We start from the raw sequence: 21,213 nt of genomic DNA on the forward strand, positions 1-21,213 counted from the left end.
CCGGAACACCTTTACTCACTCTCTTAGATTAAGGTCCAAGTGTCAGCTCCAGAGTGAAAAATTAACAATTATGGCGATAGAAATGCTTACAGTCCAGGGCACTTCCTCCCTTAATCGCTTTTATTTTTGTTAATCCGCTCTTTCATAGCAATTTCATTCAAATTTCTTTTATTATAGAAAAAATATGCTCAGGATGCAACAGTTACCTTGTTAAATGGTACATTAAAATTCCAGCAGCAACACTAACATTTAACGATTCTGCTTTACCCTTAATTGGAATCTTCATCACTGTGTCTGCTAACGCTAAAATTTCTTCACTAATCCCTGCACCTTCATTTCCAACAATTAATGCGATTTTGCCGTCAATAACTGCTTCCGAAAACAACGTGGCATCCTTCAATGCAGAAGCACATATTGTAAAACCATCACATTTCAATTCTGGGATTTTTTTCAACAAATCTTCTTGAAAAATCGGAATATGAAATAAAGTCCCTTGTGTAGAACGGATTACTTTATCATTATACATATCAACTGTGTTTTCTCCTAAAATAATAGCGTCAAATCCTGCCGCCACTGCAGTTCGTATTATTGTCCCTAAATTACCAGGGTCTTGTAATGCGTCGACAAGTAAGACATTTTGAAAGTCTTTCCATTTCATCTGTTTCACTTGCACAATTGCAGCAATGCCTTGAGGTGATCTTGTATTAGAAATGTTTTTAAAAACGTTTGTACTTACAACAGTTACCGGATAATGCTTGCTATAGTCTGGTGCATCTATACCTTCTTGTAAAATAATTTCATTAATATTCCAGTTACTTGTATGTACTTCCTCAATTAAATGAAATCCTTCAATTAAAAAAGTCCCCGTATACAAGCGGTCCTTTTTCTTCTTCAATTTATTCCACGACTTTACCTTTTCATTTTGCACAGAGGTTATCATTATATCGCATCCTTAATTATAATCTGACCTAATCATACATATTTCATCCATTGTCGGTCAAACTAACTATAGTTAAAATAACATAAGGGGTGAAATGATTGGATTTAAATTTGCGAAAGGCAATATTATCAAATATTGCTACAAATGATCAAGAGCAACTGGAAGCAACGATTGTTGACGCCATTCAAAATGGTGAAGAGAAAATGCTACCGGGATTAGGAGTTCTATTCGAATTAATTTGGAAACAGTCTGACGAACAAGATAAACAAGATATGATTGATGCACTAGAACAAGGGGTAAAACAAGCATCAGCAGCCGGATAATCACAATGAAAGATAGATGCTCATTTTAAGCATCTATCTTTTTTTAAGGATCTTTCCGCATAGTTTTTGTTACTATTTATAGACATAAATTTATGCTTGAGCTATCGTTTCGGAAATACATTTCACTTTCCGTGAGCTCGCGATGAGCCTCCTCATGAGAAAATCACTCACTGTGGGTATCATCGTCCTTCGTTTTCCCACAGGAGGTTTAGCGTGTAAAAAGCAACAATCTTCTAGAAAACAAGCTTTTTCAAAAATAATTATTTAGTCCTGTTAATTTCTTTATTACCCCTTATCATTAATCATATAACTTAATTACATTCCATTTAATTACAATTTACAAGGTATAAAACACTACTCTTTTATCCTAGTTTCAAGATATAAATAGGCAATATATATTATCTGATTTATACAATGTTATAGAACCATTTGACTATTTTTTTAAGCGTGATATATATTTATTTTAGGTAGTTGATGTTATTAAGAGAAATTCTTAATAATACATATAGTTATAAGGTTTACGGAGAGAGGGGAAAAAGAAATATGACTGAAACATTTAATGAAACAGGCAAGAAGAAAGGGCTTTCTAAAAAGTTTATTGTAATTATCGTTATAGCGTTATTAGTCATCGGTGGAAGTGTATCCGCTTATGTTCTACTAACAAAATCTGCTAAGGCACAGTATTTCTCAGCAGAAAAAAACACAATTGATTTTATGGTTGACAGGGTTAAAGAACGTTATGAGCCAGAGGTTAAATGGCTTGAACACACAGAAAAGAATCCTACTGAAACATCGTTAGAGCTATCTGCAGAAGCAAACATTCCTGGCAGTGGATTTGGCATGATGAGTCCTCAAGCAATTATTAATAATTCAACTATAACATTAACTACTCAAATGGATCGAAAAGAAAAGCAGATTGCATCTGATATCAAAGCAAGCTTTGGCGAAATGGAATTAGGTGATATCAACTTTTACATGACTGCTGATAAAGTTATGCTTGGACTGCCATTTCTTAAAGAAACACTTCAAGTTAACGATAAAGATTTAGGAAAGTTATTAAAAGAAATTGATCCGACAACATTTAATGGGGAAGAAGAAATAGACTTTAATACTGTTTTCGAAGCAATGGAAGGGACTTTATCTAAAGAGGATAGACAATATTTCAAAGAAGAATATATAACAATGATTTATGATAAACTCCCTGATGATGCGTTTGAAACAACAAAAGAAACAGTAAAAGTAGATACCAAAAATGTGGAAACTGAGAAAATTACGTTTCATCTTTCAGAAAAACAAGTAAAAGATCTTATCGTTACCATTTTAGAAAAAATGAAAGATGATAAACGATTGAAAGAAATTATTAAAGAACAAATGGAATTACAACAGTTTGGAATGCCTACAACTGGTATGGCAAATCCGATGGCATTAGATATTGATCAAATGATAGAAGAGTTTGATAGTTCAATAGATGATGCAATAAAAGGACTAAAAGATTTTAAAATCCCAAATGGATTAACATCAATCATATGGGTGAGTAATGATCTTATTGTAAAACGTGACTTTAGTATAAGCATGGGACCAACGAATGAGGAACTTGGTACATTAACAGTGAAAGGTACACATTTGTTAAGTGATACTGAGCAAAAATTCGACTATGAGTTTAGTGTTGGTGACTCTGTAAATAAAGAAACAATGACAGTCGCTGGTGATCTTACATGGGAAGACAATAAGGCAGATGACTCTATTAAACTAACAGCTGGCGATTTTGAACTTTCATATGAAGGTACCGAAACATTAGATGATAATAATCGTGAATTTGAACGGGTATTTTCTTATAATGATCAAGTTAACAATGGTAGCCTAACTTGGTCGGGGGAAGCAACCTATGAAAACGATCAAATGAATTCAGAGAATACTTTTTCTATAGAAGCACCAAACATTTCACAGGATATGTTTAGTCTCCATGTAGCAAAAGATGCAAAAACAATTAAGAAAGTGGATGCACCAAGTGAATCAAATGTTAAAGACCTTGGTAGCATGTCAATGAACGAAATAATGCAATATATAGAAACGGAAGCTACCCCGCAGTTCCAACAATGGTTAATGGGCATCACAGGTGCAGGGAGCCAAATTGGCTTTTAAAGTCAAAAGCGGAGGCAACAATTAAGATATCCTAAACCATTCAATTATAGTTTGCTTTACTAGCAAGGAAGTGGTTACATGACTTTCATAAAACATCTATTTCTATTTATCCGAAATGATTGTAAGAAACTACAGAGGAAGTGGTTATCACTTCCTCTTCTTTTACTTTTTCCAATAATTATTGTGGCGCTTACTGCAGTTATTGTTATTTCATTTTTTTCACCTGATAAAGAAGAGCCCATTCAAGTTGGATTGGTAGATTTAGATCAATCTGAAGAAACAAAACTGGTTGTAGAACTGATTGAAGAATCATCACAGCTCGGAAGCTTTATTCACATTAGTAATCTATCTAAAAAAGATGCCGCAGAAAAAATTAAAGACAAGCTTAGTGCATACATAACATTTCCAAAGGGCTTTACAAAAGACCTGTATCACGGTGAATCGGTAACATTACAAATTACAGGAAATCCAAATAAACAGACTGAAGGTTATTTAATCAAGGAACTTTTAGACAGCGTTGCCAGACATATACGTGGAGCACAAGCGAATATATTAACAATAAATTATTTTGCCAAGCAATTACCGATTGATAAAGAAACACGAAATAAATTAGTTTTTGATCAATTTACAAGTTTTTTCCTCTACACTATTGGTAAAGACAAAATAATCGATGAAGAAGAAGTTGCAAATAAAGCCACAAGTTCTCCTGTTCATTATTATGGATTGGCAAGTTGGTTTGTCATCATCACTATTTGGTTATTTGCTTTTCACTCCTTCTTAACGAGGGATGATGAGACCCGTATGAAATATCGCATGCGTTTATATGGAGTAACAGCTATCCAACAGATACTTGCAAAAGCGATTACAACACTTATTACTACACTTTTGTTTTCAACATTTGCTTTTTTTGCTTTACAGAATATTGTAGAAATTACCTTATATACTGAAAATTACCTTCGTATCGCATTTATTACGTTATTATATAGTTGGATTTTTCTTGAAAGCATTGCAATAATCGAAGTACTTTTTAATGGACAAAAGCTACGTTTGTTAATTCAAACCATATTTACTGGTTTTGTATTATTATTAAGTGGTGCAATCATACCAACATTATATTTCCCAATTTACATACAAAAGCTTCTGCCGTATAGCTTTGGAAATCAAGCGTACCATTGGCTACAGGAAATCGTTTTAAATGCACGATTTTATGTTGATTATCTACCACTTACATTAATTGCTCTATCTGGCTTATTTGTTTTGCTAGGTATATCTATTTGGAAGGAGCGTGTTTTTACATGAAGGGTATTCTAAAAACGCGTTTAATCCATTGGAAGAAACATTGGTTTAGTTTACTTATTTGGTTACTATTTCCACTAATAGCTACTGTAGGTATTACATCGGTAACGAATATTATTCAAGATGATACAAAGGTTCCAGTTGGCTTAACATTGGAAGAACAAACGAATGCCGCAATGGAACTCTACCATAAAATTAAAGAAACACCCTTTATACGGGTATTTGAACTTGATGAGGACGAGGCGCTGTACAAATTAAAAAAACATGATCTAGATAGCGTTTTTATTATTAAGGATGGTTATGAAGAAGAACTTCGAAACGGTAATCGTAACCAGCTAGTTACAAGTTACCGTTCCGATTTATCGTTTGCTTATACCCCTGTCAAAGAAATGATTATTTCTTATGTTCAACAGGAAACCGGAAGATCTAAAGCGGCTTACGTTGTGCAAGAGCTTACAAAGCGCTATCCAACAAATAAGCAATTTTCATGGAATCAAATTGAGAAAAAAAGTAAAGAGATACAAAATGATAAAAATTTACTTAATACTGCTTTTTCATTTTCAAACACCCCTATTAGAGAGCATAATGAAACCCAATTGTTCAGCATTTGGGGATTGTGGGCAGTCTTTAGTATATTATCAACATTACTATTGTTTGATTGGGTTATTAAAGAAAAACGAGCAAGTGTCATTCAACGCTTTCCATTCCTGCGGGTTTCAATAAAACACTATATGCTAGGAAATATCTTACTTTACGGTTGCCTATTATTTTTCATCGATTTAGTAACCTTATGTGTCGTTAACATGATGTTTGATGTTAGTAAACATATTTGGAGTGTAGTCTCCTTCAGAATTTTGATCACTATTGCTGCTTATATAATAGCAAATAGATGTAAACAGACATTTTTGTTTTACACACTTTCGTTTGCTATTACACTACTAATTGCTATTAGCAGTGGGGCAATTCTTCCTACAACAGGAATTACGGAAAGATGGCCATGGATGGGGTCATTAAACCCTATTCAGCCGTTTCTTGCTGGACAATTTACTAATCCTTGGTTATTCATCGTTATTTTAGTATCAATTTTAGGGTATATAAGAAAGGAGAAAATCAATGCTTAGTATCGAATCCTTATCCAAAAGCTATCGTAAAAACAATATTCTAATTGACATCTCCTTTACTGTAAATCCAGGTGAAATTGTTGGGCTCGTTGGTGAAAATGGTGCAGGTAAATCTACCATGTTAAAAATTCTAGCAACCCTTTCCCAGCCATCAGCAGGGACTATTGCATTAAATAGCTTACCTTATCAACGAAATACGAAAAATGTTCGTAAGTTAATTGGTTTTGTCCCTCAAGATATCGCACTTTGGGAAGAGTTCACCGTCGAAGAGAATATGACCTTTTTTGAAAAGTTATCCTGGAAAAACAAAACGAACAAGCAACTAAGGGAGCTTTGCCTTGAAATGAAGCTTGAAAAGTGGAAGGAACCAGTATATACACTGTCAGGTGGAATGAAACGGAAATTAAATATAGCGATCAGCCTTATCCACGATCCAATTTTATTACTACTGGATGAACCAACCGTAGGAATAGATTTGAAATCACGGAAAGAAATTGGTGCTTACCTACAGGCACAAGCCAAAAATAATGGGACAATGATTCTATATACATCACATGACATGGATGAAATCATTAGTTTGTGTGACCGGATATACTGTATTGGAAAAGATCCATTTTATTATAAAGTGCTACAGGATTCTGGAAAAAATCCGATATTACTATAGAAAGACTATTAGTTTTAGGCTAAAATAAAAATATATACTAAGGGGGAAAGCGTTTATGGAAATAAGAGATTTACAGACAATGATTCAATATCAGGCAATGTCAATTTTAACATCAAAGAATAATTCATTTTCGTATAACTCCCCTATTGTAGATGTAGCGTTTAAACAATTGTTACAGGAAAAAATTAATAATGCAACCATACAAAATAATGGAATTGCCCCGCAAAATAATCAACCATTATCATTGATCAATTCATTTTCATCAATTCCTATTGAGACTGGTTCAGCTACAGTAAATCAGTTTAATTCATTCATCACGGATACTGCCGAAAAGTATGGTATTGATCCTAAACTAATTCACTCTGTGATTAAAACAGAATCTAACTTTAATGCTTTTGCTAAGAGTAGTTCAGGTGCACAAGGCTTAATGCAGCTAATGCCTACTACAGCAAGAGGTCTTGGAGTAACAAACCCATATGATCCTTCGCAAAATATTGAAGGTGGAACAAAATATCTTAGTCAAATGCTCGATCGATATAACGGCAATATCGAACTTTCCTTAGCTGCCTACAACGCTGGTCCTGGAAACGTTGATAAATATCAAGGGATTCCTCCCTTTGAGGAAACACAAAATTACGTAAAAAAAGTAATGAATTCCTATTTCGCATAGGCTCATTTTGTAAATTTTGTTGCTTTTTAACTTCGTAGTTTATAGAAACTGCGACATAACTTAAAATCTTGTTTGACGTCCTGCGACCGCTACAGGAAAATACTACGCTTTCCACGGGCTCGCACTGAACCTCCTCGCTCGCAAAGACCGCTCCCTGTGGGGTCTCAGCGTCTTCGCTTTCCCGTAGGAGTACAGAGACTCCACTTCCCAGAGCGGAAATCTTTTAAAAAATAACATTCATTTAAAAAGGATCCGCAGATAATGTATCTGCGGATCCTTTAGGTTAGGCCAAAAAGATTTCTTTCACTTTTTCACTGTCCAATTTCTTAATTGCTTCAACAATCAATTTTACCGCATTTTCGAAGTCATCACGGTGTAAAATTGCTGCATGTGAATGAATGTAGCGTGTTGCAACAGTAATAGACAAAGATGGAACACCGTTAGCAGTTAGATGAATCGAACCAGAATCTGTTCCACCACCTGCCATGGACGCATATTGATATGGAATATTATGCTCATCTGCGGTATCAACAATCAAATCTCGTACTCCTTTATGAGAAACCATGGACGCATCATATAATACGATTTGTGGTCCCTTTCCGAGTTTACTATCAGCCTCATGATCAGATACGCCAGGCATATCACCAGCGATACCTACATCAACACCAAATCCAATATCAGGTTTAATCGCATGCGCTGACGTACGAGCCCCACGCAGACCTACCTCTTCCTGAATTGTACCAACACCATATACAATGTTTGGATGGTTTTCACCTTTCAATTGTTTTAAAACTTCAATTGCAATCGCACAACCAATACGGTTATCCCACGCTTTTGCTAATAACATTTTTTCATTTTTTAACTGAGTAAATTCAAAGTATGGAACGATCGAATCTCCTGGACGGACTCCAAATTCCTGTGCCTCTTCTTTACTTGATGCACCGATATCAATAAACATATCTTTAATTTCTACTGGTTTTTTACGAGCTTCTGCAGAAAGAATATGTGGTGGCTTTGACCCAATAATACCCGTAACATTGCCCTTGCTGGCCATAATTGTTACACGTTGAGCCAGCATTACTTGGCTCCACCAGCCACCAACAGTTTGGAAATAAACAAACCCTTTATCATCAATTCGTGTCACCATAAAGCCCACTTCATCTAAATGGCCGGCAACCATTATTTTAGGACCATTTTCGTCTCCGGTTTTTTTAGCTATTAAGCTTCCTAAATTATCTGTATAAACCTCATCTGCGTATGGTTTAATATAGCCCTCCATTACATCTCTTGCTTCTTTTTCATTACCAGGAATTCCTTTAGCGTCTGTTAAATCTTTAAGCATTGTAAGTGTTTCATCTAATTTTTCCATATGTACAAATCCTCCTTTTTTTCCTAATACATTAACTATTATAACTTTATAGTTAGAAATAACAAAATAATTCTACTTTAATAGCCTCCATCTTGACGTTCATAATTAATTTCATTTTTTTTAACGTATGCCCTATAAATATCATTTTCATCAAATCCGAGTAAATTTCCAAGCTGTAAATAACGTTCAACTATTTTTTCATAATTTGTTTGCGTTGGTTCATTTTTAAAAGCAACACACATTTCGAAAACAAGGTTGAATTGCTCTGTTTCCGTGCATTTAGGAGTGTGAAGAGTTTTGGTTTGATAGTTAAATCCTTTATCTAACCCTAAGGACAAAATAAAATGAATTCCATCAACGTATTCTGCTAAAATTACATCCTGGTCACTTTTAGGTTTTGTACTCCAAAATTTAAAACAGCGCGTTTCATTAGCAAGTTCTCCTAATTCAACTAGCAATGCAAGATACTTTTCTTCGAATAAATCTTTCCCTGTTACATCTTGCTTTGTCTCAATATACTTATCCAATTGTTTTTGCATCGAAAATAAATTCGACCAGTCCATATAGATTACCCCTTTTCACGTATTATTATAATTGTATCATAATAAATGAAACCTAAAGACTTCTGAAACGTACAAGAGGTTAATAACAATTAGGGAGACGGTTAATATGATTATAATTTTATTTCGGTTTTTAATTTTCATTGCAATAGCTCTCCTTATATATACGGTTTACCAATACTATCGAAACCCTATGCGGAAGTTAAGGATTGCAAAAGAAAGTGACGAATTCTTTTTACTAGACGAATTGCAAAACAGTAAAAAAAATTTACAATTTGTCTATAAAGGTTGTTTATTTGAAGGAGAAAAATATGTTGGCACTACTGAAGATTCATTCGAGGTAGTGAATATTCACGTATATACTCCTGAGTCTAACGAATTACAAGGAATTACAAGGGACGATTTATACTTTTTGGAGAAAGAACTCTTAATTCGCTATCCCTACGCAAAAGTTGAATGGAAGTACCCGATAAACAAATTAATAATTACGCCGATTAAAGAGTAAACGTTTCCTAAGATACCAGTCTATTAAATGAAAAGGCTCACCCATACAAGGGTGAGCCTACTAAGTACCTACTTGAAAAAAATCTTGCCATTTAATAATTATTTCCTTTTTCCTTAACAAATAAATAAGCGGTAATAAGGCGATTAAAAATACGAAGATATATAAAGGGGACAAATTAGAAATCCATTTACCTATTGAAGTGTATACAAATGCTAATGGAATATTGGATAGCAACGATGATTTTGTGTAATCCTTAAATCCTTCTGAAATCTGAATCAAGCACAATGATAGTAAATGAAAGTGAATAAATGGCACAAGTCGTAATACGGCAATTTGTGATGTTGTAAATTGGGAGTGTTTACCTATAATTTTCTTTTTCATACTTACCAATCTGTTAAAAGTCTTTGGCATGAAACGAATGATTCCATAAAAAATAATGCTAGATAATGTGATGCCAATAATTGAATAAACTGTCCCAGCTACAGCCCCAAACAAAATTCCACCAGATATGCAAATAAACACAACAGGGAGAAAGAATAATGGTCTAAGTAAGTGAAAGCTAATAAATAAGATCGGAGCAAATAATCCGCCTGTTTCGATAATCGTCATGAGATAATTACCAAACAGCTCCATAACTAACCCCCTTTAGAATCTTACTAGTTTCTAATAGTACATGTATATGACATAAGACGAGCCTTTATGACAAGAAAGAAATATATACATAAGTTACAAGTTGAAGAATCGTTAATAACGGCATTCCTATCCGAAAGAGCGTGTGTTTGGTTTTATGGCGGAATGACTTCATACCTAAAAATGATCCAAGAGCCCCACCTATTATTGCGGTAATCCACAACGTTTTCTCAGAAATTCGCCAAATATGTTTCTTAGCTTTTTGCTTATCTATCCCCATCAATAAAAACCCAACAATATTGATGCCAATTATGTACCACCAAATTATGATTTCGTCCATTTTTTCCTCCCAAATTAAAAGGTCAAATCCGTTTATCGTAAGGATTTGACCTTTATTAATTCAAATTATTTTATTTAAGTGCTGCTTTTGCTTTATCTGCTAATTGTGCAAATGCTTTTTCATCATTAATAGCAAGATCTGACAACATTTTACGGTTCACTTCAATACCTGCAACTTTTAAACCATGCATTAACTTGCTGTATGAAATATCTTGCATACGTGCTGCAGCATTAATACGAGTAATCCAAAGTTTACGAAAATCACGTTTTTTCTGTCTGCGGTCACGGTAAGCGTACTGACCTGATTTCATTACTTGTTGTTTTGCTGTTTTAAATAAAGTTCTCTTTGAACCATAATAACCTTTTGCTAGTTTAAGTACGCGTTTACGACGTCTGCGCGTAACTGTTCCACCTTTTACACGTGGCATATTAATTCCCTCCTAATACAAATCAAAATCTGTATATTCCATTAATTTTTTGTTAGTTTCCTATTATTTAGGAAGCATTGCTTTGATTCGTTTGTAATCCCCTGCAGATACTAATGCAGATTTACGTAATTTACGTTTTTGTTTTTGTGATTTATGTGCAAACATATGGCTAGTGTACGCGTGTGAGCGTTTCAATTTTCCAGAACCAGTTCTTTTAAAGCGTTTTTGAGAACCTTTATGGGTTTTCATTTTAGGCATGTTGATTTCCTCCTTGTAAGCATGAATAAATTATTAAAATTATTTTTCGTTCAATGGAGCAAGCATCATAAACATATTACGACCTTCCATTTTGGGTTTGGATTCAATAGTCGAAATATCTTGTACTTCTTTAGCCAAACGTTCCAAAACGTCCTGTCCAAGCTCCTTATGCGTAATCGCACGACCGCGAAAGCGAACCGACGCTTTCACTTTATCACCATTTTCAAGGAACTTTTTAGCATTTTTTAGTTTAGTATTAAAATCATGCTCGCCAATTCCTGGTGTGAAGCGTACTTCCTTCACGTTAATAATTTTTTGTTTCTTACGTGCTTCTTTTTCTTTTTTCTGTTGTTCAAAGCGATATTTCCCGTAGTCCATGATTCGACATACAGGTGGTTTAGCATTAGGAGCAACTAAAACTAAGTCTAAGTTTCTAGTTTGAGCAATATCCAATGCTTCGTTGCGGGATTTCACTCCAAGCTGATCACCATTTGAATCAATCAAACGTACTTCTCTAGCACGAATTTTTTCATTAACATTCATATTATCTTTACTAATAGCCAGCCACCTCCAAAATTTTATTCATAAAGTGTTTGCTGATCCGTCATTGACAAGTTATATTATTCATTAAAAAAGTGTCGGTACAAAGTATGCACCCACACGTCTCCAATAGTCTATTAAAGAGTTATAAACCAGTCAACAGCAATACGCGTCGATCAGGTGAGAAGCGGGTGCTTCTTCTTGTCTCAGATCATTAAGTTTTATTCAACTCATATAGAATAACATGTATCTTCCAGCCTGTCAACAAGCTATTACTATCATTGTATTGAGCCTTCCCCCTTATACTAACGTATCAATTTGTTAATACAATGGGGGACAGGTCCCGCGGAATGATATTATTTCCGCAATGTTCTTTCAGCAATTTCCTTTGAAATTATCTGTTCAAAGTCTCCATATGCTATTGTTTCAGATTGCTTTTCGCCATATCTTCTTACGTTTACAGCATTTTCCTCTATTTCATTATCACCAAGCACTAATGAGAATGGAACTTTTTGAGTTTGTGCTTCTCGAATTTTATAACCGATTTTTTCATCCCGTTCATCCACTTCGACACGAATCCCGTTAAGTCTAAGTTTATCAGCAACATCCTTCGCATAATCTAAATGTACTTGCGGAGATACTGGTATTACTTTGACCTGAACAGGTGCTAGCCAAGCTGGAAATGCCCCTTTGTATTCTTCCAATAAAAATGCTACAAAGCGTTCCATTGTTGACACAACACCACGGTGAATAATAACTGGCCTATGCTCTTTGCCATCCTCACCAATATATGATAGGTCAAAGCGCTCTGCTGCCTGATAGTCAATCTGCACTGTTGACAATGTTTCATCTTTTCCTAGTGCTGTTTTCACTTGTACATCTAGTTTAGGACCGTAAAACGCAGCTTCCCCTTCTTCTTCCACATAGTCAACGTTCATATCTTCCATTGTTTCCTTTAGCATTGCCTGTGCTTTTTCCCACATTTCATCGTTATCGATATATTTCTCTTTGTCTTCAGGATCACGATACGAAAGTCGGAAATAATATTCATCGATTCCAAAGTCCTTATAAACTTGTTGAACAAGTTTAACTACACGGATAAATTCATCCTTTAGTTGATCAGGTCTAGCAAAAATATGAGCATCATTTAATGTCATCGCACGAACACGTTGTAACCCTGCTAAAGCTCCTGACATTTCATATCGGTGCATTGTTCCTAACTCAGCAATACGTACAGGAAGGTTACGATAGCTGTACAACTGATTTTTATAAACCATCATATGGTGCGGACAATTCATCGGACGTAATACTAATTCTTCATTATCCATTTTCATTCTTGGGAACATATCGTCTTCATAGTGGTCTAAATGCCCGCTTGTTTTATACAAATCCACACTACCTAAAACTGGTGTATATACATGGTTGTAACCTAAACGTTCTTCTAAATCGACAATGTAACGTTCAATGATACGACGTATTGTGGCACCTTTTGGCAACCACAACGGAAGTCCTTGCCCTACTTTTTGGGAAACAGTAAATATATCAAGTTCCTTACCAAGCTTACGATGATCACGCTCTTTTCGTTCATCTAATATGCGTAAGTATTCTTCCACTTGGCTTTGTTTTTCAAAGGCCGTTCCATAAATTCGCTGTAACTGCTGATTATTGCTATCCCCACGCCAATATGCCCCTGAAATACTCAACAATTTAAACGCTTTGAGTTTGCTTGTAGATGGTACATGGACACCACGGCATAAATCAAAAAATTCTCCTTGCTTGTAGATTGTCACCTGTTCGTCCTCAGGAATGGCATCTATTAATTCAAGCTTAAGATCGTCACCAATTTCACCGAACATATCTTTAGCTTCTTGACGTGAAACTTCAATACGCTCTATTTCTAAGTTTTCATCAACAATTCGTTTCATTTCTTTTTCGATCTTTGGAAGGTCGTCAGGTGTTATCGATTGTTCCAAATCCATATCATAATAAAAACCTTCTTCTATAACAGGACCCACACCAAATTTCACATTTTTATATAGGCGTTTAATTGCTTGTGCCATCAAATGTGCTGTTGAATGACGAACAATCTCTATTCCTTCTTGATTCTTATACGTAATGATCTCAATTTTTCCGCCTTCAGTTAACTCCCTGCGCAAATCTAAAAGCTCACCGTCCAGTTTTATTGCCAATGCCTGCTTCTTTAAACCAGAAGAAATCGAGCCTGCTATATTTTCTCCAGTGGTTCCAACCGGGAATGGCTTTTTAGCTCCGTCTGGAAATTCAATTGAAATTTCTGCTGCCAATGTACCTCACTCCTTCTTTAAATTAAAAAACGCCCATCCCTCTGCACATATGCAAAGGGACGAGCGTTGGTCACGTGGTTCCACCCTAATTCCCGTAAAAGTTTACGGCTTCATTAATCTTTAACGCAGATGATACGCTACTACTTACTGTATGGTTTCAATAGCAGAGTTCAAAGGTGGTAATCATTTGTTTGTATACGGAAGCTTCCAGCCATGACTTCCTTCTCTTTTCTACACAAGCATCAAATGATTATGTCCTTATCATTACTTCAATAAAAATTTGATATAAATCGTATTATAGCTTTTGATTAAAAGAAAATCAAGCCTTTGTTATTTATTATTTAAATAAAATGGAAATGGAAATTTATGATAAGGTTCAAACTCAACTTTTTCCTCAAAAACATTAATAACTGTTAATGTTTTTGGTTCCGATGGATGATCCCCATAAATCTTTATTTTTTTTGGTGCCATCGCAACTAAAGGTGCTAAATTTAATTCATTTTCATCCAACCCAACAATATAGAGAGGCTCTTGCTGCATTATCATACGCAATTCCATTTTAGAAAAACGTTTTCCATTGTCTCTAAAAAAGGAAAACGTACTTCCCTGTAATACATGAATAACATTAAAGCCAGATTCTTTTTTTGCGATATAATCACGCAACGTGTTTACAAAAGCTTGATGATCCTCTTCACGTTTAAATTCATCTATTGCAAGTCCTACATAATGAATTAACTGATCTTTAAATACCTTTAGACGGAACTTCACAATCGAATCATAATGGATTGTTGAAGTGTTTTTAATATTAGCAATGAATAGTGATAATAACAATTGACTTGGATCCTGGTTTTTTCTAACTTGTAGACTATCATCATCTTCACCAGAAAATATCCAATTTGTTAAATCCATAATGCGTTCCATCTCATCTGTGTTTGAATAGTAATAATAATCTTTAATAATGTTTTTGATCATGTCTGTTAACCGATGCAATTTAAATACATCGACCATTGATTGTGCGATTGTTTCCAACGTTTCATTATCAGGCAAATTATAGTCAAGTTGCAGTTGATTCCCCCAATCTTTATCTGTTTTCCAATGTAGTTCAATTTGTTTGTTATAACGAAACAAATGCTCACAAAAAGTAATTACTTCCTTATCAGAACCAAAATATACCTCCAGCAACAAACATCACCCTCACCCAAGACCAAACTGTTACATTATATGGACAAATACGAAAAAAAATGTATAAACCATAAAAACTAGTAACTATATTAGGATGTAGGTTAATGTGATAATAAAAAAACTAACATTAAGGAGTGTACCAAAATGTTAGTTCGATTTAGACATCTCGTCTATTTTCCCCAGTCATGGAGACCTCATTACTGACTTGTTTTATTCGTTCTATAATTCGACCTGCTTTTACGGTTTCAACACCACCACGATTTGATGTTGACAACTGAATTTCCAATTGTTCTAAACTGTAATTTGAAGTGAAGAATACAGGCAAACGCTCCATCATTCGGTACTGTAAAATAGATCCCAGAATTTCATCCCGGAACCAGGCAGATTGTGTTTCCGCTCCAATATCATCCAACATAAGCACGTCGGTTTTCTTAAAATAATCTATTTTTTCATTAATAGAGTCATCTTTGATTGATCCCTTCATTTCTCGAACAAATTCAGGCATATAAATGAGCATCGATGATATATTTATTTTTTTCAATTCATTTGCAATAGCACCTAGAAAATATGTTTTTCCAACCCCAAATGGTCCATGGAAATAAATCCCTTTTGCTGGAAGTGATAATTTTGCATCGTTTAAAAAGGTTATTGTTTGCTTTATTGCATTAATTCTAGTGGAATTATTGTCAAATTCATCAACTGATGCTTTAAGTATCTCTTTAGGCATATATAGACTTTGGATTAAATTTTGCTGCTTTTTCTGTTTTTCATTAACTACTCTATTATGACATTTTTCATAAACAATATGAATTTCATTATTATCCGTTTTTAAAACGGGGGAATAGCCCTTAATCATATTGATACACCCATTTAATGATGAGCATTTATCGCATTGTTTTGATTGAGTTTTATATTCGTAAAGTTTAATAAGATTCTTATCTATTTCCTGTTGTGTAAGTTGTGGATTTAATGAAATAAATTCACTTATCTCAGGGTCTTCTAGGACTTCTTTTCTTATTTTTACGTACTTGTCTTTAAAACTTTCATTACTTTGCATCCACTTTTTTAATGTAGATTGTATTGGTTCCATTGAAATCATCCTTGCAAATGATTATTTTTGTTACTACTAGTGAATTCACGTAAGAGCGCTGCTACTTCCTCTTTTTCTTTATCAGCGTCAACAGATGGTTGCTTCGATGCATCCTGTTGTTTCTTTTTTCGTTCTGTAAACCATTCTGGTACAACTTCATGGGAAGCAGGTTTCTTGTAATTATTTTGTTTGTTAGTAGTTGTTTTTTTATAGCGATTTTTTTCAGTTTTGGCAAACGCCATTGCCTCTTTAGCAGTTTTTAAATTTGCCCGTGACCAATGACTAGCAATTTTTTCTAAATAGGCCTTAGAAAGCTTCATGTTTGATTGTAACAGCACATAATGAATCAGCACATTCATTACTGGTGATGGTAAACCTTGATTTGTCATAACCTCACGAATAACCCTTAAATCTTGTTCAGAAGCCCTGTTACCACTGGATAGATCTTCTAGTAATTGTTTCGGTGAAATGGTCTGTAATTCGTTTATTAACTGTTCTTCTTTAGAAGTTGGCTTGTAGTCAGTCTGCCTTTTCACCGTATTTTGTTGTCTATCGGTTAATTTTACAACGGATTGATTATATTTGGTTTTAAATAAATCATGGCAAGCATCTTTAAACTCATCAATGTCTAACGTGTTTTCAGCTGTCAAAGCCCATAATACTGCTTTTTCAACTTCATATGCCGCTAGATCATACAATACCATCATTTGTGAAAGTATTCTTTTATTTTCTAAGGTTAAAATTTTCTTCTCGGGTATCATGCGTTGCTTTAACATTTGCTGCATCCACGAAAAATCTATAGTTACAGTTTCATCTATCGTATCCGATTCAATTGGTTCTACATCTTCCAAATGTGGTTGAAATGTTTGAAAAACATCACTAAATGAAGACGTTATATTGATTCCTTTTTGGGACGAGGGATTCTGCACATAATAATTTTTTAATACTTCAAATTTCGCCTGTCCCACATGATGATAAAGTAATTGAGTCAGCATAGCATCTTTAAAAAACTCATTAGGTGCAAAAGGGCTAATTAATTCATACATATAGACATCATTCTTCTCCGTTTTATTTTCGTATGTTTTTAATAGTCCGATTCCTTCAAGCTTCACCCTAGCCCGGTATATATCATCCAATGGCAAATTTAAATAATTCATTAATGTGTGATGTGTTTGTGGTGTAGCCTCTTGTTGCAACTCTTTTTCATGCAAAAGAGTTTGGTATAAGGAAACAGCGTTTATACCAATTAACGGCTGGTAAAGGTGAGTTAATGATTTTGCATAACCTTCTGGCATGTTTCCCTTTTGCAAAATATAGTAGCCGTCAATAGGCAATATTTTCCCTATTACATTCATTACACTAACCCTTCCCTTTTGTCTAAAATACATTTTCTCAGCATATTTAAGTCTTACTGATTTGTATTGTAAACCTCAATAAATTTATAGTTTCAAGTTTACTTTTTGTCCGTATTAATTAATTCCCTTAATTCATCTAAAAATACACTTATATCCTTGAATTGGCGATAAACGGAAGCAAACCGAACATAGGCAACTTCGTCAACTTCAGAAAGTCTGTCCATAACCATTTCGCCAATTTCTTTACTCTCTATTTCAGAAGCACCAGAATTCCGAAGTTCTTTTTCCACATCTAAAGCAATTCCCTCAATTTTTTCAATCGGAACTGGTCTTTTTTCACATGCCTTAATTAATCCTCGAATTAGTTTCTCTCTACTATATTCTTGTCTTGTTCCATCTTTTTTCACTACAATTAATGGAACTTCTTCAACCCGTTCAAAGGTGGTGAAACGAAAGCCACATTGTTCACATTCTCGTCTCCTACGAATTGATCGTCCCTCTTCAATTGGTCGTGAATCAAGAACCTTTGTGCTTTTATAATTGCAATTTGAGCATCTCAACTAATTCAACCCCAATCATATGCTACATTGGTTGTGTATCAATCAGCATTAATTCTTTGTTAAGCTCTGTGTATAACTTTTGAATAAGCCTCGTACTATGTGCAAAATCGAATGGAAGCATTGATTCGGTTGTGACCGAAAAATCAATTGCAGTTTGATATGGACGAACCATAATGACAGTGGCTACGATGAATGCCTTTTTACCTTTCTTTACATTTGCACTTAATTCTCCGTGTTCCTTAGATGTAGAATTCAACTTATATTCAGGTGAATTTCTAAAAAATTGTTCTAATGTACTCAGACCTTTATCTTTTGTTGTTTTATAATAGCGTGTAGTCAATGTTGGGTCCCAATGATTTTCACTTGTTTCAGCATGATTACTAAAATATTTTGCTATTTTTTTCCCTACTGACATCTCTCGCACCCCATTAATAGTATTCCTATATCCTATATGTATTTATAAATATATTACTATTTATTTTAACATGTTTTTGACTAATCGACTAATCAAAAATAGAGTTGATTACTTCCATATGGAAAATAATCAACTCTATTCATACAACTTTTATTTATAACACTTGAAATTTATTGACTTTTACCGGTCCCATGCCACGTGGTACTTCAACTTTTTCATAGGTTTTTGCTTCTAAAGAATCAGCAATATATTGTGCTGCTACATTTGGATCAATTATCTCACCACATGTATAAACGTCAATGCTTGCATACCCATGTTCAGGAAAACTATGAATAGTCAAATGTGATTCTGAAATAATTACCACGCCACTTACACCATGTGGTGCAAATTTGTGAAAGGCAACCTCCCTTACTTCCGCTCCAGCCTTTAATGCTGCACTCACAAATATTCGCTCAATTAAACCCATATCGTTTAGTTTATCTATATTGCAGTCCCATAACTCAGCAATTACATGTCTGCCCATTGTATCCATTTATATTCCCCCTCAAAACATATAGATTAAATACTTCTATTGTCACTTCTAACTACCACGGGGGAAAGTTAGTCCAAAGAGGTCCTAACCCTTTAAGTAGATGATTATTAAAACTTTTTAGAAGTTCAAAAAGTAGTATAAACCGTTTAGTTTATTTTTGCAATATGTTTTTCAACAAAAGCAAAAAGGTTTTTTCAGCGGGATGGATTAAACAAATCTTAGGAAACATTTACCTTTGTTTTCATATAATTCCCAACGTACTTTGCCAAATCAACTACACGGGTAGAATAACCCCATTCGTTATCGTACCATGCCAAAACTTTAATTTTATTTTCTCCAATGACAATGGTTGATAGTCCATCTACAATTGCTGAAAAATCAGTTGTCGTATAATCAATCGAAACAAGTGGTTCTTCACTGTACTTCACAATACCCTTTAATTCATGTTCTGCTGCTCTTTTAAAAGCTTGATTAACTTCATTGATCGAAGTTGATTTTTCAACATCGACAACTAAGTCAACTAACGATACGTTTGGAGTAGGTACCCGTAATGCCATTCCATGTAATTTACCATTTAAATGCGGCATTACTTCGCCTAACGCCTTGGCTGCCCCTGTTGATGTTGGAATAATTGATTGTGTGCAGCCTCTTGCCCTACGCATATCCTTATGTGGATTATCTAGATTTTTTTGATCGTTTGTGAATGCGTGAACGGTTGTCATTAATCCGTTATCAATCCCAAAGTTTTCATCCAAGACTTTTACAACAGGGGCCAAACAATTTGTTGTACACGATGCATTTGAAATCACATGATCTGTAACTGGATTGTACAATTCTTCGTTGACACCCATAACAATTGTTTGATCTACTTGTTTGCCAGGTGCTGTAATAATTACTTTTCTTGCACCTGCTTGTAAATGCAATCCCGCTCCTTCTTTACTATTAAATTTACCTGTTGCCTCCATAACAATATCTATCTCAAGTTCATTCCATGGAAGTTTTTGTGGCTCCCGTGAATTTACAAGCAAAACTGTTTTTCCATCTATTTCAATAGAATCCTGAAGCGCTTTCACTTCTCCGTCAAATATTCCATGGACACTATCATATTTAATTAAATGTGCTAGTGTTTCTGGAGGATAGTTCGCATTAATTGCCACAACCGTTAATTGTTCATCCTTAATCGCTTGGCGAAACGCCATTCGTCCTATACGACCAAATCCATTAATAGCAATTCTTGTTTTATTCATTCATATTCCTCCTAAATATGTTATACTCATTAACTTTTTTATTGTAATTAGTATAACATATTTTTGGAGAAAAGTGCTTTAAAATATTTTTTTGAGTCAAATGAAGAGCATGGATAATTATATCCATGCTCTTTTAGTATGTCTCAAATAATATTCCACTCTTGTAATAATTTTTCTAGTTGTTCATATGATTGATATTTAGTTCCATTATTGTCAATAATAGCATCTGCCAATTTTGCCTTTTCACGAATCGGTATTTGAGCATTAATCCGCTGTAATGCTTCATTTTCTGTATACTTATCCCGTTCCATTAAGCGATTTAATTGTACAGACTCATCAACATAAACAACTAATGTTTTATCAACAAAATGTGTTAATTTACTTTCAAAAAGTAATGGAATATCCAAAACAACACATGTCGCCCCTGATTCTACATATCCATCTCTTCGTTTCAGTATTTTCTCCCGTACAGCAGGATGAACAATTTCATTTAGTTGATTTCGCTTTGCCTCATCTGCAAAAACAATTTCTCCTAGTTTCTTCCTGTTAATAGTCTTATCTTCACGCAATATTTGTTGACCAAAAGTGTTTACTATTTGATCATATGCCTTTTCGCCAGGAGCTACAACCTCTCGTGAAATTTTATCTGCATCAACAACTGGAATGTTATAATCATCAAACATTAGGGAAACGGTACTTTTCCCACTCGCAATACTACCAGTTAAACCAATTATTAGTGCCATA

The 21,213-nt window shown here is 34.5% G+C and carries 24 protein-coding genes and 2 other annotated features; of the genes, 7 read left to right on the forward strand and 17 right to left on the reverse strand.

Annotation, left to right across the window (positions count from 1 at the left end; translation table 11 throughout):
• Nucleotides 1-202: 202 nt before the first annotated feature.
• On the reverse strand, nt 203-940 hold the full coding sequence (locus tag CS937_RS12125) for a TrmH family RNA methyltransferase (protein WP_099158711.1): 738 nt from the start codon (nt 938-940) through the stop codon (nt 203-205).
• A 98-nt stretch (nt 941-1,038) separates the two neighbouring features.
• Between CS937_RS12125 and sspI the strand changes: the two genes are divergently transcribed.
• From sspI to CS937_RS12155, 6 genes are all read left to right on the forward strand, one after another.
• Nucleotides 1,039-1,263, forward strand: a complete 225-nt coding sequence (gene sspI, locus CS937_RS12130) for a small acid-soluble spore protein SspI (protein WP_099158712.1) — start codon at nt 1,039-1,041, stop codon at nt 1,261-1,263.
• A gap of 543 nt (nt 1,264-1,806) precedes the next feature.
• Complete coding sequence (locus tag CS937_RS12135; RefSeq protein WP_099158713.1) at nt 1,807-3,405, forward strand: flagellar basal body-associated FliL family protein; 1,599 nt, start codon at nt 1,807-1,809, stop codon at nt 3,403-3,405.
• A 78-nt stretch (nt 3,406-3,483) separates the two neighbouring features.
• A complete protein-coding gene (locus CS937_RS12140) occupies nt 3,484-4,704 on the forward strand; it encodes an ABC transporter permease (protein WP_099158714.1) in 1,221 nt (406 codons plus the stop codon).
• Nucleotides 4,701-5,822 carry an ABC transporter permease gene (locus CS937_RS12145; protein ID WP_099158715.1) on the forward strand — a complete coding sequence of 374 codons (1,122 nt, stop codon included), beginning with the start codon at nt 4,701-4,703 and terminating at the stop codon, nt 5,820-5,822. The genes CS937_RS12140 and CS937_RS12145 overlap by 4 nt, the downstream gene beginning before the upstream one ends.
• Nucleotides 5,815-6,486: an ABC transporter ATP-binding protein gene (locus CS937_RS12150; RefSeq protein WP_099158716.1), complete on the forward strand. Its 672-nt coding sequence runs from the start codon at nt 5,815-5,817 to the stop codon at nt 6,484-6,486. The genes CS937_RS12145 and CS937_RS12150 overlap by 8 nt, the downstream gene beginning before the upstream one ends.
• A gap of 55 nt (nt 6,487-6,541) precedes the next feature.
• Complete coding sequence (locus tag CS937_RS12155; protein WP_099158717.1) at nt 6,542-7,156, forward strand: lytic transglycosylase domain-containing protein; 615 nt, start codon at nt 6,542-6,544, stop codon at nt 7,154-7,156.
• Between the two features lie 283 nt (nt 7,157-7,439).
• On the opposite strand, the gene CS937_RS12160 is transcribed toward CS937_RS12155, so the two are convergent.
• Both CS937_RS12160 and CS937_RS12165 read right to left on the reverse strand, forming a co-directional pair.
• Nucleotides 7,440-8,525 (reverse strand): M42 family metallopeptidase, encoded by a 1,086-nt coding sequence (locus CS937_RS12160; protein WP_099158718.1) that lies wholly within the window; start codon nt 8,523-8,525, stop codon nt 7,440-7,442.
• A gap of 77 nt (nt 8,526-8,602) precedes the next feature.
• On the reverse strand, nt 8,603-9,088 hold the full coding sequence (locus CS937_RS12165; RefSeq protein ID WP_099158719.1) for a dUTP diphosphatase: 486 nt from the start codon (nt 9,086-9,088) through the stop codon (nt 8,603-8,605).
• Nucleotides 9,089-9,194: 106 nt separating this feature from the next.
• Between CS937_RS12165 and CS937_RS12170 the strand changes: the two genes are divergently transcribed.
• Nucleotides 9,195-9,590, forward strand: coding sequence for an aminotransferase class IV (locus CS937_RS12170; RefSeq protein ID WP_099158720.1), 396 nt, complete (start codon nt 9,195-9,197; stop codon nt 9,588-9,590).
• Nucleotides 9,591-9,650: 60 nt separating this feature from the next.
• On the opposite strand, the gene CS937_RS12175 is transcribed toward CS937_RS12170, so the two are convergent.
• The 14 genes from CS937_RS12175 to coaE form a co-directional block, all read right to left on the reverse strand.
• A complete protein-coding gene (locus CS937_RS12175) occupies nt 9,651-10,223 on the reverse strand; it encodes a TVP38/TMEM64 family protein (protein ID WP_099158721.1) in 573 nt (190 codons plus the stop codon).
• A 64-nt stretch (nt 10,224-10,287) separates the two neighbouring features.
• Nucleotides 10,288-10,560 (reverse strand): DUF1294 domain-containing protein, encoded by a 273-nt coding sequence (locus CS937_RS12180; RefSeq protein ID WP_099158722.1) that lies wholly within the window; start codon nt 10,558-10,560, stop codon nt 10,288-10,290.
• Nucleotides 10,561-10,630: 70 nt separating this feature from the next.
• Nucleotides 10,631-10,987, reverse strand: coding sequence for a 50S ribosomal protein L20 (rplT, locus tag CS937_RS12185; RefSeq protein WP_099158723.1), 357 nt, complete (start codon nt 10,985-10,987; stop codon nt 10,631-10,633).
• Between the two features lie 63 nt (nt 10,988-11,050).
• Nucleotides 11,051-11,245 (reverse strand): 50S ribosomal protein L35, encoded by a 195-nt coding sequence (rpmI, locus tag CS937_RS12190; RefSeq protein WP_099158724.1) that lies wholly within the window; start codon nt 11,243-11,245, stop codon nt 11,051-11,053.
• 39 nt (nt 11,246-11,284) lie between these two features.
• Nucleotides 11,285-11,788 carry a translation initiation factor IF-3 gene (gene infC, locus CS937_RS12195; RefSeq protein WP_099158725.1) on the reverse strand — a complete coding sequence of 168 codons (504 nt, stop codon included), beginning with the start codon at nt 11,786-11,788 and terminating at the stop codon, nt 11,285-11,287.
• A gap of 80 nt (nt 11,789-11,868) precedes the next feature.
• Nucleotides 11,869-11,994 (reverse strand) — a sequence feature (ribosomal protein L20 leader region).
• A 147-nt stretch (nt 11,995-12,141) separates the two neighbouring features.
• Entirely contained in the window at nt 12,142-14,088 is a 1,947-nt protein-coding gene (gene thrS, locus CS937_RS12200) for a threonine--tRNA ligase (RefSeq protein ID WP_099158726.1), read from the reverse strand.
• Between the two features lie 52 nt (nt 14,089-14,140).
• Nucleotides 14,141-14,362 (reverse strand) — a binding site (T-box leader).
• A 56-nt stretch (nt 14,363-14,418) separates the two neighbouring features.
• Entirely contained in the window at nt 14,419-15,270 is an 852-nt protein-coding gene (ytxC, locus tag CS937_RS12205; protein WP_099158727.1) for a putative sporulation protein YtxC, read from the reverse strand.
• A gap of 157 nt (nt 15,271-15,427) precedes the next feature.
• Complete coding sequence (gene dnaI, locus CS937_RS12210) at nt 15,428-16,360, reverse strand: primosomal protein DnaI (RefSeq protein ID WP_099158728.1); 933 nt, start codon at nt 16,358-16,360, stop codon at nt 15,428-15,430.
• Between the two features lie 5 nt (nt 16,361-16,365).
• A complete protein-coding gene (locus CS937_RS12215; protein WP_099158729.1) occupies nt 16,366-17,715 on the reverse strand; it encodes a replication initiation and membrane attachment family protein in 1,350 nt (449 codons plus the stop codon).
• A 98-nt stretch (nt 17,716-17,813) separates the two neighbouring features.
• Nucleotides 17,814-18,275, reverse strand: coding sequence for a transcriptional regulator NrdR (nrdR, locus tag CS937_RS12220; RefSeq protein WP_099158730.1), 462 nt, complete (start codon nt 18,273-18,275; stop codon nt 17,814-17,816).
• A 22-nt stretch (nt 18,276-18,297) separates the two neighbouring features.
• Nucleotides 18,298-18,690: a cytosolic protein gene (locus CS937_RS12225; protein ID WP_099158731.1), complete on the reverse strand. Its 393-nt coding sequence runs from the start codon at nt 18,688-18,690 to the stop codon at nt 18,298-18,300.
• A 154-nt stretch (nt 18,691-18,844) separates the two neighbouring features.
• On the reverse strand, nt 18,845-19,222 hold the full coding sequence (gene speD / locus CS937_RS12230) for an adenosylmethionine decarboxylase (RefSeq protein WP_099158732.1): 378 nt from the start codon (nt 19,220-19,222) through the stop codon (nt 18,845-18,847).
• Nucleotides 19,223-19,440: 218 nt separating this feature from the next.
• Complete coding sequence (locus tag CS937_RS12235) at nt 19,441-20,469, reverse strand: glyceraldehyde-3-phosphate dehydrogenase (RefSeq protein WP_099158733.1); 1,029 nt, start codon at nt 20,467-20,469, stop codon at nt 19,441-19,443.
• Nucleotides 20,470-20,612: 143 nt separating this feature from the next.
• Complete coding sequence (gene coaE, locus CS937_RS12240) at nt 20,613-21,212, reverse strand: dephospho-CoA kinase (RefSeq protein WP_099158734.1); 600 nt, start codon at nt 21,210-21,212, stop codon at nt 20,613-20,615.
• Nucleotide 21,213: the final 1 nt, after the last annotated feature.

It is taken from the genome of Virgibacillus ndiopensis, from assembly GCF_900187325.1.
Classification (GTDB): Bacteria; Bacillota; Bacilli; order Bacillales; family Amphibacillaceae; genus Virgibacillus_E; species Virgibacillus_E ndiopensis.

What these genes read in the sequence shown, in the direction of transcription:
- CS937_RS12225 (WP_099158731.1), bottom strand. Translation starts at nt 18,690, where the DNA reads ATGTCAGTAGGGAAAAAAATAGCAAAATATTTTAGTAATCATGCTGAA.
- CS937_RS12215 (WP_099158729.1), bottom strand. Translation starts at nt 17,715, where the DNA reads ATGAATGTAATAGGGAAAATATTGCCTATTGACGGCTACTATATTTTG.
- CS937_RS12135 (WP_099158713.1), top strand. Translation starts at nt 1,807, where the DNA reads ATGACTGAAACATTTAATGAAACAGGCAAGAAGAAAGGGCTTTCTAAA.
- CS937_RS12175 (WP_099158721.1), bottom strand. Translation starts at nt 10,223, where the DNA reads ATGGAGCTGTTTGGTAATTATCTCATGACGATTATCGAAACAGGCGGA.
- CS937_RS12235 (WP_099158733.1), bottom strand. Translation starts at nt 20,469, where the DNA reads ATGAATAAAACAAGAATTGCTATTAATGGATTTGGTCGTATAGGACGA.
- infC (WP_099158725.1), bottom strand. Translation starts at nt 11,788, where the DNA reads ATGAATGTTAATGAAAAAATTCGTGCTAGAGAAGTACGTTTGATTGAT.
- CS937_RS12140 (WP_099158714.1), top strand. Translation starts at nt 3,484, where the DNA reads ATGACTTTCATAAAACATCTATTTCTATTTATCCGAAATGATTGTAAG.
- CS937_RS12145 (WP_099158715.1), top strand. Translation starts at nt 4,701, where the DNA reads ATGAAGGGTATTCTAAAAACGCGTTTAATCCATTGGAAGAAACATTGG.
- CS937_RS12160 (WP_099158718.1), bottom strand. Translation starts at nt 8,525, where the DNA reads ATGGAAAAATTAGATGAAACACTTACAATGCTTAAAGATTTAACAGAC.
- coaE (WP_099158734.1), bottom strand. Translation starts at nt 21,212, where the DNA reads ATGGCACTAATAATTGGTTTAACTGGTAGTATTGCGAGTGGGAAAAGT.
- speD (WP_099158732.1), bottom strand. Translation starts at nt 19,222, where the DNA reads ATGGATACAATGGGCAGACATGTAATTGCTGAGTTATGGGACTGCAAT.
- CS937_RS12180 (WP_099158722.1), bottom strand. Translation starts at nt 10,560, where the DNA reads ATGGACGAAATCATAATTTGGTGGTACATAATTGGCATCAATATTGTT.
- CS937_RS12165 (WP_099158719.1), bottom strand. Translation starts at nt 9,088, where the DNA reads ATGGACTGGTCGAATTTATTTTCGATGCAAAAACAATTGGATAAGTAT.
- CS937_RS12170 (WP_099158720.1), top strand. Translation starts at nt 9,195, where the DNA reads ATGATTATAATTTTATTTCGGTTTTTAATTTTCATTGCAATAGCTCTC.
- CS937_RS12125 (WP_099158711.1), bottom strand. Translation starts at nt 940, where the DNA reads ATGATAACCTCTGTGCAAAATGAAAAGGTAAAGTCGTGGAATAAATTG.
- CS937_RS12155 (WP_099158717.1), top strand. Translation starts at nt 6,542, where the DNA reads ATGGAAATAAGAGATTTACAGACAATGATTCAATATCAGGCAATGTCA.
- dnaI (WP_099158728.1), bottom strand. Translation starts at nt 16,360, where the DNA reads ATGGAACCAATACAATCTACATTAAAAAAGTGGATGCAAAGTAATGAA.
- rplT (WP_099158723.1), bottom strand. Translation starts at nt 10,987, where the DNA reads ATGCCACGTGTAAAAGGTGGAACAGTTACGCGCAGACGTCGTAAACGC.
- rpmI (WP_099158724.1), bottom strand. Translation starts at nt 11,245, where the DNA reads ATGCCTAAAATGAAAACCCATAAAGGTTCTCAAAAACGCTTTAAAAGA.
- CS937_RS12150 (WP_099158716.1), top strand. Translation starts at nt 5,815, where the DNA reads ATGCTTAGTATCGAATCCTTATCCAAAAGCTATCGTAAAAACAATATT.